Below are 12,127 nucleotides of genomic sequence, written 5' to 3'. Positions count from 1 at the left end.
AATGGCGGCCATGATCTCCCGCGAACCCACCATCGAGCGCCTCGCCACGGCGCAACAGCTCCTTCTCACGCCGTTCGGCCTCGACGAATCGCACCTGGGCAAGGCCTTGGCCGAGATCACCGCGCACAAGGTGGACGACGCCGACCTGTACTTCCAGTACACGCGCAGCGAAGGCTGGAGCCTGGAAGAGGGCATCGTCAAGACCGGCAGCTTCAGCATCGACCAGGGTGTCGGCGTGCGCGCGGTCAGCGGCGAGAAAACCGCCTTCGCCTACTCCGACGACATTTCCGAGGCCTCGCTGCTCGACGCGGCGCGCACGGTGCGCTCGATTTCGTCGGCCGGCCGCACCGGCCGCGTGAAGACGCCGGCGCGCAAGATCGCCTCCAGCCGCTCGCTGTACGACGGCATCGACCCCATTGCCACGCTGGACAGCACCGCCAAGGTGAAGCTGCTCGAGAAGGTCGAGAAGCTGGCCCGTTCGCGCGACCCGCGCGTGGCGCAGGTCATGGCCGGCCTGGCCAGCGAGTACGACGTGGTGCTCGTGGCCCGCGCCGACGGCACGCTGGCCGCCGACGTGCGCCCGCTGGTGCGCCTGTCGGTCACCGTCATCGCCGAGCAGAACGGCCGCCGCGAAATCGGCTCCGGCGGCGGCGGCGGGCGCTTCGGCCTGGCCTATTTCACCGACGAGCAGATCGCCGAATACGTCGACCATGCCGTGAAGGCCGCATTGACCAACCTCGACGCACGCCCGGCCCCGGCCGGCGAGATGACCGTGGTGCTCGGCTCCGGCTGGCCCGGCATCCTGCTGCACGAAGCCATCGGCCACGGGCTGGAAGGCGACTTCAACCGCAAGGGCTCGAGCGCGTTCTCGGGCCGCATCGGCCAGCGCGTGGCGGCCAAGGGCGTGACGGTGCTCGACGACGGCACCATCGCCGACCGCCGCGGCTCGCTCAACGTCGACGACGAGGGCAACGCCAGCCAGCGCAACGTGCTGATCGAGGACGGCATCCTCAAGGGCTACATCCAGGACTCGATGAACGCGCGCCTCATGAAGGTCAAGCCCACGGGCAACGGCCGCCGCGAGAGCTACGCGCACGTGCCGATGCCGCGCATGACCAACACCTACATGCTCGGCGGCGACAAGGACCCGAAGGAAATCGTGGCCAGCATCAAGAAGGGCCTGTACGCCACCAACTTCGGCGGCGGCCAGGTCGACATCACGAGCGGCAAGTTCGTGTTCTCCGCCAGCGAGGCCTTCTGGGTCGAGAACGGCAAGATCCAGTACCCGGTGAAGGGCGCCACCATCGTGGGCAACGGCCCCGACGCGCTGACCCGCGTGAAGATGATCGGCAACGACATGGCGCTCGATTCGGGCGTGGGCACCTGCGGCAAGGAAGGCCAGAGCGTGCCGGTGGGCGTGGGCCAGCCGACGCTGCGCATCGACGGTTTGACTGTAGGTGGAACGGCTTAGGACTTTAGTCACTTGCCGGCTGTTTCCTTCGGTTGCTAAGCTGCGCTCCTTTTGCGAACGATGAGTTCAAGGAGCATTTCAATGGGGAACAGGATCAATTCGTCCGCCGTGCTGTGGGCCGTGACCGCCGTGGTGGCGCTGGCCACAGCCGGTTGCGCATCCCGCGGCGGTTCGGGCAGCCAGCCCGCCGCGGCACCCGCGCCGGCCGCTGCTCCCGCGGCACCGGCACGCGGCGGCGCCAAGGCCGGCATGGACGCCCAGGGCAACGTGGTCGACTCGTCGAAGATCGAGGCCGGCAGCGGCCGCACCGTGAAGGGCCTGAATGGCTACGAAGGCGAGATCACCGGCAACCCGGCGCGCAACAGCAAGTTCGGGCGGCTGCAGATCGGCATGAGCGCCAGGCAGGTCACCGACCTCGCGGGCCAGCCGACCGACCAGGGCGCGTACGTGACGGGCAAGGCCTTCATCCCGTTCTATTTCGGCAGCGACCGCCACCGTTTCGAGATGACCTACAAGGGCCAGGGCCGCCTGATCTTCGCGGGCGGCGGCATGGGCGACTACTCCGCCGGCAACCTGATCTGGATCATCCACAACCCGAACGAATCGGGTTACCGATAAAAACAACGAACGCCCGGCCCCTGTGCCGGGTTTTCTTTTTCCATGCTACATTCCGCCCACATGTCCGCCCTCCGCGCTTATTTCTTTGCCTACTTTTGGTTCCCGGTTTCCGGCGGACGAGAGGCGAGCGCGTAAAACGCACACGAACACCCTCCCAGAACCGCCGGTGGCCTCAAGCCCCCGGCGGTTTTTTTATGCCCTGACGATATCCACTCCAACAAGGAAGCACCCATGAGCACGAACACTGCCCCCGCCAGCGACAGCTGGTATGCGAGCGTCGAAAAAACCAGCAAGACCGACGACGAACGCATCAAGGACATCAACGTGCTGCCCCCTCCCGAACATCTGATCCGCTTCTTCCCGATTCGCGGGACGCCCGTCGAGACGCTGATCGAAGGCACGCGCCGCAGCATCCACAACATCATGGCGGGCAAGGACGACCGGCTGCTGGTGATCATGGGACCGTGCTCCATCCACGACCCGGCCGCGGCGCTCGACTACGCCCGCCGCCTGAAGGTCGAGCGCGAGAAGTACGCCGGCACGCTGGAAATCGTGATGCGCGTGTACTTCGAGAAGCCGCGCACCACGGTCGGCTGGAAGGGTCTCATCAACGACCCGTACCTGGACGAGAGCTTCCGCATCGACGAAGGCCTGCGCATCGCGCGCCAGCTGCTGATCGACATCAACCGCCTGGGCCTGCCGGCGGGCAGCGAGTTCCTCGACGTGATCTCGCCGCAGTACATCGGCGACCTGATCTCGTGGGGCGCCATCGGCGCGCGCACCACCGAAAGCCAGGTGCACCGCGAGCTGGCCTCGGGCCTGTCGGCGCCGATCGGCTTCAAGAACGGCACCGACGGCAACATCCGCATCGCCACCGACGCCATCCAGGCGGCGGCGCGCGGCCACCACTTCCTGTCGGTGCACAAGAACGGCCAGGTCGCGATCGTGCAGACCAACGGCAACCCCGACTGCCACGTGATCCTGCGCGGCGGCAAGGCGCCGAACTATGACGCCGCAAGCGTCGAGTCGGCCTGCAAGGACCTGCAGGCCGCCAAGCTGCCGCCTACGCTGATGGTCGACTGCAGCCACGCCAACAGCTCCAAGCAGCACCAGAAGCAGATCGAAGTGGCCAAGGACATCGCCGCGCAGATCGCCGGCGGCTCGAACCGCGTGTTCGGCGTGATGGTCGAAAGCCACCTGCAGCCGGGCGCCCAGAAGTTCACGCCGGGCAAGGACGAGTTGTCGGGCCTCGAATACGGCAAGAGCATCACCGACGCCTGCCTGGGCTGGGACGATTCGGTGCAGGTGCTGGACACGCTCTCGCAGGCGGTCAAGCAACGCCGGGGCTGAAAAAGGCGCCCGAGAAAAGACGCCTTAGAGCATCCCGGCCAGGTCGGGCCAGTGGTGCCGCATTGACGCAGCCTCGTCGCTGCCGGGCGGCACCATCGAGAAATCGGCAAAGACGAAGCCCGGCCCGACCATGCAGGCGACCAGCGTGAAGTCGCCCGCGGTGTGGCCCTGGATCGGCCGGGCCGCCTGCCATTGGCCGGCGGGCACCACGTGCTGAGGCCGGGTGCCGTGGGTGTCGACCGGGCCCAGCCGAACGTGGGCCGGTGCCGTGCGCATCGCGGCGTCGCAGGTCCACAGCGCCAGCGGCACGCCTTCCAGGTGCACCCAGACTTCGTCGGACAGCACCCGGTGCCAGCGCGAATGCTGGCCCGCCTCGAGCAGGAAGTAGATGCTGGTCAGCGCGTTGCGCGGCGCGCGGCCGTCGTTCGGCGTGACGCTCGCGGCCGAGCGGAACACCTCGCTGTACCAGCCGCCTTCGGGGTGGGGCTGCAGCTTCAGCGTGTCGATCAGCTCGCGTGCGCGGGGGACGGCCATGGGGGTCATGATGCCGCCGGTGCGCGCAGGTCGGCAAGCAGTTTGTCGTGCACGCCGCCGAAGCCGCCGTTGCTCATGCAGACGATGTGGTCGCCCGGCCGGGCCGCGGCCACCACCTGCTTCACCAGCGGCTCGATGGCGTTCGCCACCTGTGCGCGCTCGCCCATCGGCGCGAGCGCCGCGGCGGCGTCCCAGTCGAGCCCGGCCGTGTGGCAGAACGACAGGTCGGCCGATTCCAGGCTCCAGGGCAGCTGGGCCGCCATCACGCCCAGCTTCATCGTGTTGCTGCGCGGCTCGAAGGCCGCAAGGATGCGCTCACTTTGCTTGCCGGCGGCGTCCAGCTTCTGGCGCAGGCCGTCGAGCGTGGTGCGGATGGCCGTCGGGTGGTGGGCGAAGTCGTCGTAGACCGTGATCGCGCCACCGGCCCGCTCGGCCGTGCCGCGCAACTCCATGCGCCGGCGCACGTTGCGGAAGCTGCCCAGCGCGCGCGCCGCTTCGGCCGGCGGCACGCCCACGTGCTCGGCCGCGGCAATGGCGGCCAGCGCGTTCATCTGGTTGTGCAGGCCGGAGAGTTCCCACTCGACCCGGCCGACCACCTCGCCGCGCTGCAGCACGTCGAAGGCGTCGTGCGAGCCGCGGGCTTGCCATTCGGTGTTCGGCCCCCCTGCGCCGAAACGCGCCAGTTCGCTCCAGCAGCCCTGGGCCAGCACGCGCTGCAGGCTCTCTTCGGTGGCGTTCACCACCAGCCGCCCGGTGCTCGGCACGGTGCGCACCAGGTGATGGAACTGGCGCTCGATGGCGGCAAGATCGTCGAAGATGTCCGCGTGATCGAACTCGAGGTTGTTCAGCACGGCGGTGCGCGGCCGGTAGTGGACGAACTTGCTGCGCTTGTCGAAGAAGGCCGTGTCGTACTCGTCGGCCTCGATCACGAAGGCCGGGCCGTCGCCCAGGCGCGCCGACACGCCGAAGTCCAGCGGCACGCCGCCCACCAGGAAGCCAGGCGCCTTGCCGTCTTTTTCCAGCACCCAGGCCAGCATCGAGGTGGTGGTCGTCTTGCCGTGCGTGCCGGCCACGGCCAGCACGTGGCGGCCCAGCAGCACGTGCTCGGCCAGCCACTGCGGGCCGCTGGTGTACGGCTTGCCCGCGTCGAGGATGGCTTCCATCAGCGGGAACTTGGGGCTGCCGTCGGGCAGCCGGGCCCGCGACACCACGTTGCCGACCACGAACATGTCGGGAGCCAGCGAGAGCTGGTCGGCGCCGAAGCCTTCGATCAGGTCGATGCCGAGCGCGCGCAGCTGGTCGCTCATCGGCGGGTACACGCCGGCGTCGCAGCCCGTGACCCGGTGGCCTGCCTCGCGCGCCAGGGCGGCCACACCGCCCATGAACGTGCCGCAGATACCCAGAATATGAATGTGCATCGGTCGATTCTAGGGAAGCGACCCGTGCGTCCGGGGCCGTGGCCCCGCGTTTGTCCTGCGTGCCGTACTGATGTTCATGTGAGGGATGCCTTCCGCGGGCAGAATGCCCCGATGGACACGTCCAAGCGTGAAATTGCCGCCACTGCAGCCCGCCTCGTCGTCGAGGAGGGACTGGAATACGGCCCGGCCAAGCGCCGGGCACTGCGTGACCTGGGGTTGTCGGCGCGCACCGCGCTGCCGAACAACGACGACGTCGAGGCCGAGGTGCGCGAGTACATCGAGCTCTTCTGTGCCGACACCCAGCCGCAGGAACTGCATGCATTGCGCATGCTGGCGCTCGAATGGATGGAGCGCATGGCGGTCTTCCGCCCCCACATCGGCGGTGCCGTGTGGCACGGAACGGCCACCCGGCTATCAGACATTTATATTCAGTTGTTCTGCGATGATTCCAAGTCGGCCGAAATCGCGCTGATCGATCACCATGTGGACTACGAGCCGCGCATGGTGACCGGCTTCCACGGCGAGCAGGTCGAGGCCCTGAGCGTGCATGCCCCGAGCCGCGCGCTCGGCGAGGAAATCGGCGTGCACCTGCTGGTCTACGACCTCGACGACCTGCGCGGCGCCCTGAAGCCCGACGCCCAGGGGCGCACCCCGCGCGGCGACCTGCCCGCATTGCGCCGCCTCATTGAACGAGAAAAGGACAAGTGAATGACTTCTTCGCCCACCCGACGCGGCATGCTCTATGCCGGCGTGGCGGCAGCGGCTGCGGCCGCCGGGCTCGGTGGCGCCTGGTGGAAGGAACGCGGCAGCACAGCGGGAGGCACGGGTGGCGGTGAGACGCTCGACGCGGCGTTCTGGGCCCAGAGCTTCGAACGTCCCGAGGGCGGTGACCTGGTTCTTTCCAGCCTGCGCGGCAAGCCGCTGCTGCTGAACTTCTGGGCCACTTGGTGCCCGCCGTGCGTCGAGGAAATGCCTATGATCGACGCCTTCTTCAAGCAAAACGGCGCCAACGGCTGGCAAGTGGTCGGGTTGGCCATTGATCAGCCCAGCGCCGTGCGCAAGTTCCTGCAGCGCACGCCGGTCACTTATCCGACCGGGTTGGCGGGCTTGCAAGGCACCGAACTGGTCAAGAACCTGGGCAATACCGGAGGTGGATTACCCTTCACCCTGGTCCTGAATGGGAACGGTTCGGTGGCGGCTCGTAAAATGGGCAAGCTTGAAACCACGGACCTGGAGACTTGGCGGCGTGAACTTGTTCATGGTTAGAATGCGTCCCCTCCGCTGGCGTTAGACGCCGAACGCCGAAAATCAACGATTTTCGAACAAGTTAACAAGTTATATCCTGAAGACCGGCTCAGCCGGCACTGGAGTCCCATGGATCTGCGCAAACTCAAGACACTGATCGACCTGGTGTCCGAATCGAATATTTCCGAACTGGAAATCACCGAGACCGAAGGCAAGGTCCGCATCGTCAAGGGCGGCGGTGCCGCCCCTGTGCAGTACGTTCAAACCCTGGCCGCGCCGCAGGCTGCAGCCGCACCGGTTGCCGGCGCTGTTGCAGCTGCCAGCGCCCCGGCCGCCGAAGCCGTTCCCGCCGGCCATGCCGTGAAGTCGCCGATGGTCGGCACCTTCTACCGTTCGTCCAGCCCGGGCGCCGCCGCATTCGTCGAGATCGGCAGCAAGGTCAACGAGGGCGACACGCTCTGCATCATCGAAGCGATGAAGATCCTGAACGAAATCGAAGCCGACAAGTCCGGCACGGTCACGCAGATCCTCGGCGAAAACGGCCAGGCGGTCGAATACGGACAGCCGCTGTTCATCATCGAGTGACCATGTTCAAGAAGATCCTGGTTGCAAACCGGGGGGAAATTGCCCTCCGGATCCAGCGCGCCTGCAGCGAACTCGGCATCAAGGCCGTGATGGTGTATTCCGAGGCCGACCGCGACGCCAAGTACGTCAAGCTCGCCGAAGAGGCCGTGTGCATCGGCCCGGCACCATCGGCGCAGAGCTACCTCAACATGCCGGCGATCATCTCGGCCGCCGAGGTGACCGACGCCGAGGCCATTCACCCTGGCTACGGTTTCCTCAGCGAGAACGCGAACTTCGCGGAACGCGTGGAGCAGAGCGGTTTCCAGTTCATCGGCCCGACGCCCGACAACATCCGCACGATGGGCGACAAGGTGTCGGCCAAGCAGGCCATGATCAAGGCCGGCGTGCCTTGCGTGCCTGGCTCCGAGGGTGAACTCTCGGACGACGCCGCCACCAACAAGCGCATTGCCCGCGCGATCGGCTACCCGGTCATCATCAAGGCCGCAGGCGGCGGCGGTGGCCGCGGCATGCGCGTGGTGCACACCGAGGCAGCGTTGGTCAACGCGATCCAGATGACCAAGGCGGAAGCCGGTGCGGCCTTCAGCAATCCGGCGGTGTACATGGAGAAGTATCTCCAGAACCCGCGCCACATCGAGATCCAGATCCTCGCGGACAAGCACAAGAACGCCGTCTACCTGGGCGAGCGCGACTGCTCCATGCAGCGCCGCCACCAGAAGGTGATCGAGGAATCGCCGGCTCCCGGCATTCCGCGCAAGCTGATCGAGAAGATCGGCGAGCGTTGCGCGGCTGCCTGCAAGAAGATCGGCTACCGCGGTGCCGGCACCTTCGAGTTCCTGTACGAGAACGGCGAGTTCTACTTCATCGAGATGAACACGCGCGTGCAGGTGGAGCACCCGGTGACGGAGTTCACCACGGGCATCGACATCGTCAAGACGCAGATCATGGTCGCGGCCGGCGAGAAGCTGCCGTTCACGCAGCGCCAGATCCAGATGCACGGCCACGCCATCGAGGTGCGCATCAACGCTGAGGACGCGTGGAAGTTCACGCCGTCGCCGGGCCGCATCACCATGTGGCACCCGCCGGGCGGCCCTGGCGTTCGCGTCGATTCGCACGCGTACACCAACTACTTCGTGCCGCCGAACTACGACTCGATGATCGGCAAGATCATCGTCTACGGCGACACGCGCGAGCAGGCCATGGCCCGCATGCGCACGGCGCTGAACGAGACCGTGATCGAAGGCATCTCGACCAACATCCCGCTGCACCGCGAGCTGATGGTCGACTCCAAGTTCATGACCGGCGGCACCAACATCCACTACCTCGAGGAGTGGCTGGCAGCGCACAAGCGCTGATCGGACACGCAAAGCCATGTTTGAACTCCGCCTCATGGCGCCCGAAGACCGTGTCGAAACGGTGAGCGACGCGCTCGACGCACTCGATGCGCTGAGCGTGTCGGTCGAAGACGCCGACGCGGCCACCGACGCCGAGCAGGCGCTGTTCGGCGAGCCCGGCATGCCGCCGCCCAAGGAAGGCTGGCAGCGCTCGCGCGTGATCGCGCTGTTCCCCGACGAGGCGCTGGCGAAGGAAGCCGCGTCGGTGCTCGCGCTGCAAGACTTCTTCGAAGGCTGCGAGGTGCTCGGCATCGCGTCGGTGCCCGAACAGGACTGGGTGCGCCTGACGCAATCGCAGTTCGCACCGGTGGAGATCACGCCCGAGTTCTGGATCGTGCCCACGTGGCACGAGCCGCCCGCGCAGGCCAAGCAGGTGATCCGGCTCGACCCGGGCCTGGCCTTCGGCACCGGCACGCATCCCACCACGCGCATGTGCCTGCGCTGGATCGCAACCAAGGGCGCCCTGGCCGGTCAGCGCGTGCTCGACTACGGCTGCGGCTCCGGCATCCTGGCGATCGGCGCGGCCAAGTTCGGCGCGACAGACATCGACGCGGTCGACATCGACGAAGCGGCGGTCTCCTCGACCGTGCTCAATGCCGAGGCCAACGGCGTGCAATTGAAGGCAGGGCTTCCCGAAGCCGCCAAGGGCGCCTACGACACCGTGCTGGCCAACATCCTGGCCACGCCGCTCAAGGTGCTCGCGCCGCTGCTGCGCAGCCACGTGAAGGCGGGCGGCTCGCTGGTGCTGGCCGGCATCCTCGCGCGCCAGGCCGACGAGCTGAAGGAAGCCTACGCGCCCTACGCCGCGCTCGAGGTCAGCGACACCGAGGACGGCTGGATCCTCATGACCGCGCGCTGCTGAGCCGCGACAGCGCGGCTGCAGGGCCGCTGCTCGCGCCCCTCACGCCCGTCGCGCGGCGGGGGTCCAACCCTACAATCGCCCGGTCATGAGTCTCGTCACGCGCTGCCCCGCCTGCACCACCACCTTCAAGGTGGTGCGCGACCAGCTTCGCATTTCCGACGGGTGGGTGCGCTGCGGCCGCTGCAGCCATGTGTTCGACGCCACGCTCGACCTGCACGAGGCGCCGGACGGCGCCTCGCCGGGCCACGCACCCCCATCCCCATCGTCGCCATCGCCTGCGCCGCAGGGCGGCTACATGCCGGGCCTGGTCCAGCCCTCGGGCGAGGCCAAGGCTGCTGTGCAACCGACAGCCCCCGTGCAGGTGGTCGCACCCGAGCCTTCGCCGCTGCCATCGCCGCCATCCATAGAAATAGAAGCACCTGCTGAAGCGCCCGCATCGCCGGCGGAAGATGCGGACTTCTTCGACGACGATCCCGAGTCGCCATCGCGTCCGGCGCCGATCGACGCCGGGGTGCCCGAGCCCGTGGCCCCGCCGCCCGCCGCGCCGGCCTTCTCGCTCACCTTGCCCGAACACGGCCTGGCTGCGGACGAGCCGTGGTCCGATCTCGACACCACCGAGCCCGCCTGGAAGCCGCCGCGCAGCACGCTGCCGCCGTTCCCCAACATCGACCTGAACCTGGCGTCGCCGCCACCCGCGCCGCCACCGGCACCGCCGCTGCCCATGTCGCCGCGCATGGACCGGACGCGCGGCCTGATCGAGCGTGCGAGCGATGACGGGGAGGCGAACGCCGAGCGCGAGCAGGAAGAAAAAGAGCACGACAAGGTGCAGATGCAGAAGGCGCTGCGCCGCGCGCGCGCCAAGTCCGCCAAGATCGCGGGCGCCAAGGCGCGCGACGAGCGCGCCGCCACCCAAGCCGCTGAAGCCGAAAGCGAGAGCGACACCGAGGTCGAGGCGGCGGTGGTGCAGCGCGAGAGCGAACCCGACTACTCGCTGTCGTCGGCCTTCGAGCTGCCCGTGGGCCACCCGCTCGCCGACGAAGACGAGCACGCCGATGCAGCGCCGGGCTTCTGGCAGCGCAGGAGCGTGCGCATCGTGCTCGTCCTGCTGGTGCTGCTCGCGGTGCTGCTGCTCGCCGTGCAGGTGCTGCGCCACGAGCGCGACGGCATCGCCGCGCGTCAGCCCAACCTGCGCCCCGCGCTCGCCATGCTGTGCCAGCACACCGGCTGCGAACTCGCGGCGCTGCGCCAGATCGGCGACATCGTGATCGAAGGCGCTGCCTTCGCGCGCGAAAAGACCGGCACCAACGACTATCGGCTGAGCTTCACCCTGCGCAACGGCGCCACCGTGCCGCTGGCCATGCCGGCCGTCGAACTCTCGCTGCTCGACACGCAGGAGCGCGCCGTGGTGCGCCGCGTGCTGATGCCGGTCGACTACGGCGCACCGTCGGTGCTGCAGGCCCGTGCCGATCGCGCGGCCTCGCTGCCGCTGACCTTGTCCGCTTCGGAGGCGGCGGCACTGCCGCCCATCGCGGGCTACCGCGTCGAGGCTTTCTATCCCTGAGCGGGACGCGCAAGCACACGTGCATCCACACGCATGAGCTGGCGCGTCCCACTCTGTTCTTCATCCACTTTTCTTACCTAACGGCGTACCTATGGCAGCAGTGATTTGCGGTTCCCTCGCGTTCGACACCATCATGACTTTCGAGGGCCGGTTCGCCGACCAGATCCTTCCGGACCAGCTGCACATCCTCAATGTGTCGTTCCTGGTGCCGACGCTGCGCCGCGACTTCGGCGGCTGCGCCGGCAACATCGCGTACAGCCTGAACGCACTGGGCGGCACGGCGCTGCCGATGGCCACGCTGGGCAGCGACGGCCCTTCGTACCTCGAGCGCATGCGCACGCTGGGCATCAGCACCGAGTTCGTGCGCCAGCTCGACGACACCTTCACCGCGCAGGCGATGATCATGAGCGACGTCGACAACAACCAGATCACCGCCTTCCACCCCGGCGCGATGCAGCAGGCGCACGTCACCAAGGTGGCTGCGCGCGAGGACATCAAGCTCGGGATCATCGCGCCCGACGGCCGTGACGCCATGCTGCAGCACGCCGAGCAGTTCGCCGCCGCCGACATTCCGTTCGTGTTCGATCCGGGCCAGGGCCTGCCGATGTTCGACGGCGAGGCGCTGCGCCATTTCGTCGAGCTCGCGAGCTGGGTGGTGGTGAACGACTACGAAGGCAAGATGCTGTCGCAGCGCACCGGCTGGAGCCTGGCCGAGATCTCGACGCGCGTGCGCGGCCTGGTGGTCACGCTGGCGGGCGAGGGTTGCGAGGTGTGGGTCAACGGCGAGCGCGAGCACGTGCCCGGCGTGGTGGCCACCGAAGTGGTCGAACCCACGGGTTGCGGCGACGCGTGGCGCGGCGCGCTGCTGTTCGGCCTGGAAAAGGGCTGGTCGCTGGCGCAGTGCGCGGCGCTGGGCAACAAGGTCGGCGCGATCAAGATCGCGCAACGCGGCCCGCAGAACTACGAGATCGACCGCAAGGCCCTGGGCCTCTGATCATCTGACTCGCGCCTCGAAGCACTTTCGAGGCGCTCATGAAAAAAGCCCGGCACCGTGAGGTGCCGGGCTTTGTGCCTTCAAGGCCGCTGAGAAAA

The 12,127-nt window shown here is 67.7% G+C and carries 12 protein-coding genes; 10 read left to right on the top strand and 2 right to left on the bottom strand.

The features are described from left to right. The first annotated feature begins 10 nt into the window (after positions 1 to 10). The 3 genes from tldD (at position 11) to BM013_RS10080 (ending at position 3,439) form a co-directional block, all read left to right on the top strand. Positions 11 to 1,471 (top strand): metalloprotease TldD, encoded by a 1,461-nt coding sequence (gene tldD, locus BM013_RS10090; RefSeq protein WP_093126066.1) that lies wholly within the window; start codon positions 11 to 13, stop codon positions 1,469 to 1,471. Between the two features lie 81 nt (positions 1,472 to 1,552). Further along, a complete protein-coding gene (locus BM013_RS10085; protein ID WP_093126063.1) occupies positions 1,553 to 2,089 on the top strand; it encodes a hypothetical protein in 537 nt (178 codons plus the stop codon). A 231-nt stretch (positions 2,090 to 2,320) separates the two neighbouring features. Continuing rightward, complete coding sequence (locus BM013_RS10080) at positions 2,321 to 3,439, top strand: 3-deoxy-7-phosphoheptulonate synthase (protein WP_093126060.1); 1,119 nt, start codon at positions 2,321 to 2,323, stop codon at positions 3,437 to 3,439. A 24-nt stretch (positions 3,440 to 3,463) separates the two neighbouring features. Here the strand turns inward: BM013_RS10080 and BM013_RS10075 are convergent, their stop codons facing one another. After that, positions 3,464 to 3,973 (bottom strand): cupin domain-containing protein, encoded by a 510-nt coding sequence (locus BM013_RS10075; RefSeq protein ID WP_093126058.1) that lies wholly within the window; start codon positions 3,971 to 3,973, stop codon positions 3,464 to 3,466. Between the two features lie 5 nt (positions 3,974 to 3,978). Further along, positions 3,979 to 5,391 (bottom strand): UDP-N-acetylmuramate:L-alanyl-gamma-D-glutamyl-meso-diaminopimelate ligase, encoded by a 1,413-nt coding sequence (gene mpl / locus BM013_RS10070; protein ID WP_093126055.1) that lies wholly within the window; start codon positions 5,389 to 5,391, stop codon positions 3,979 to 3,981. Positions 5,392 to 5,502: 111 nt separating this feature from the next. On the opposite strand from mpl, the gene BM013_RS10065 reads away from it, so the two are divergent. The 7 genes from BM013_RS10065 to BM013_RS10035 all read left to right on the top strand — a co-directional run bounded on the left by BM013_RS10065 (position 5,503) and on the right by BM013_RS10035 (position 12,029). Then, positions 5,503 to 6,099 carry a hypothetical protein gene (locus BM013_RS10065; protein WP_093126052.1) on the top strand — a complete coding sequence of 199 codons (597 nt, stop codon included), beginning with the start codon at positions 5,503 to 5,505 and terminating at the stop codon, positions 6,097 to 6,099. Then, positions 6,100 to 6,657 (top strand): TlpA family protein disulfide reductase, encoded by a 558-nt coding sequence (locus tag BM013_RS10060; RefSeq protein WP_093126050.1) that lies wholly within the window; start codon positions 6,100 to 6,102, stop codon positions 6,655 to 6,657. A 108-nt stretch (positions 6,658 to 6,765) separates the two neighbouring features. After that, positions 6,766 to 7,221: an acetyl-CoA carboxylase biotin carboxyl carrier protein gene (gene accB / locus BM013_RS10055; protein WP_093126047.1), complete on the top strand. Its 456-nt coding sequence runs from the start codon at positions 6,766 to 6,768 to the stop codon at positions 7,219 to 7,221. A 2-nt stretch (positions 7,222 to 7,223) separates the two neighbouring features. After that, complete coding sequence (accC, locus tag BM013_RS10050; RefSeq protein WP_093126045.1) at positions 7,224 to 8,573, top strand: acetyl-CoA carboxylase biotin carboxylase subunit; 1,350 nt, start codon at positions 7,224 to 7,226, stop codon at positions 8,571 to 8,573. Between the two features lie 16 nt (positions 8,574 to 8,589). Beyond that, positions 8,590 to 9,474, top strand: coding sequence for a 50S ribosomal protein L11 methyltransferase (gene prmA, locus BM013_RS10045; protein ID WP_093126042.1), 885 nt, complete (start codon positions 8,590 to 8,592; stop codon positions 9,472 to 9,474). Between the two features lie 85 nt (positions 9,475 to 9,559). Continuing rightward, positions 9,560 to 11,035: a DUF3426 domain-containing protein gene (locus BM013_RS10040; protein ID WP_093126039.1), complete on the top strand. Its 1,476-nt coding sequence runs from the start codon at positions 9,560 to 9,562 to the stop codon at positions 11,033 to 11,035. A 91-nt stretch (positions 11,036 to 11,126) separates the two neighbouring features. After that, complete coding sequence (locus BM013_RS10035) at positions 11,127 to 12,029, top strand: carbohydrate kinase family protein (RefSeq protein WP_093126037.1); 903 nt, start codon at positions 11,127 to 11,129, stop codon at positions 12,027 to 12,029. Positions 12,030 to 12,127: the final 98 nt, after the last annotated feature.

This window comes from Variovorax sp. OK605 (genome assembly GCF_900115445.1).
Lineage (GTDB): Bacteria > Pseudomonadota > Gammaproteobacteria > Burkholderiales > Burkholderiaceae_C > Variovorax.
The sequence above is the reverse complement of the archived record's forward strand: the minus strand, read 5'-3'. Positions and strand labels throughout refer to the sequence as shown.

Excerpts from the sequence above, each read along its gene's own strand:
- tldD (WP_093126066.1), top strand. The coding sequence starts at position 11 with ATGATCTCCCGCGAACCCACCATCGAGCGCCTCGCCACGGCGCAACAG.
- BM013_RS10085 (WP_093126063.1), top strand. The coding sequence starts at position 1,553 with ATGGGGAACAGGATCAATTCGTCCGCCGTGCTGTGGGCCGTGACCGCC.
- BM013_RS10080 (WP_093126060.1), top strand. The coding sequence starts at position 2,321 with ATGAGCACGAACACTGCCCCCGCCAGCGACAGCTGGTATGCGAGCGTC.
- BM013_RS10075 (WP_093126058.1), bottom strand. The coding sequence starts at position 3,973 with ATGGCCGTCCCCCGCGCACGCGAGCTGATCGACACGCTGAAGCTGCAG.
- mpl (WP_093126055.1), bottom strand. The coding sequence starts at position 5,391 with ATGCACATTCATATTCTGGGTATCTGCGGCACGTTCATGGGCGGTGTG.
- BM013_RS10065 (WP_093126052.1), top strand. The coding sequence starts at position 5,503 with ATGGACACGTCCAAGCGTGAAATTGCCGCCACTGCAGCCCGCCTCGTC.
- BM013_RS10060 (WP_093126050.1), top strand. The coding sequence starts at position 6,100 with ATGACTTCTTCGCCCACCCGACGCGGCATGCTCTATGCCGGCGTGGCG.
- accB (WP_093126047.1), top strand. The coding sequence starts at position 6,766 with ATGGATCTGCGCAAACTCAAGACACTGATCGACCTGGTGTCCGAATCG.
- accC (WP_093126045.1), top strand. The coding sequence starts at position 7,224 with ATGTTCAAGAAGATCCTGGTTGCAAACCGGGGGGAAATTGCCCTCCGG.
- prmA (WP_093126042.1), top strand. The coding sequence starts at position 8,590 with ATGTTTGAACTCCGCCTCATGGCGCCCGAAGACCGTGTCGAAACGGTG.
- BM013_RS10040 (WP_093126039.1), top strand. The coding sequence starts at position 9,560 with ATGAGTCTCGTCACGCGCTGCCCCGCCTGCACCACCACCTTCAAGGTG.
- BM013_RS10035 (WP_093126037.1), top strand. The coding sequence starts at position 11,127 with ATGGCAGCAGTGATTTGCGGTTCCCTCGCGTTCGACACCATCATGACT.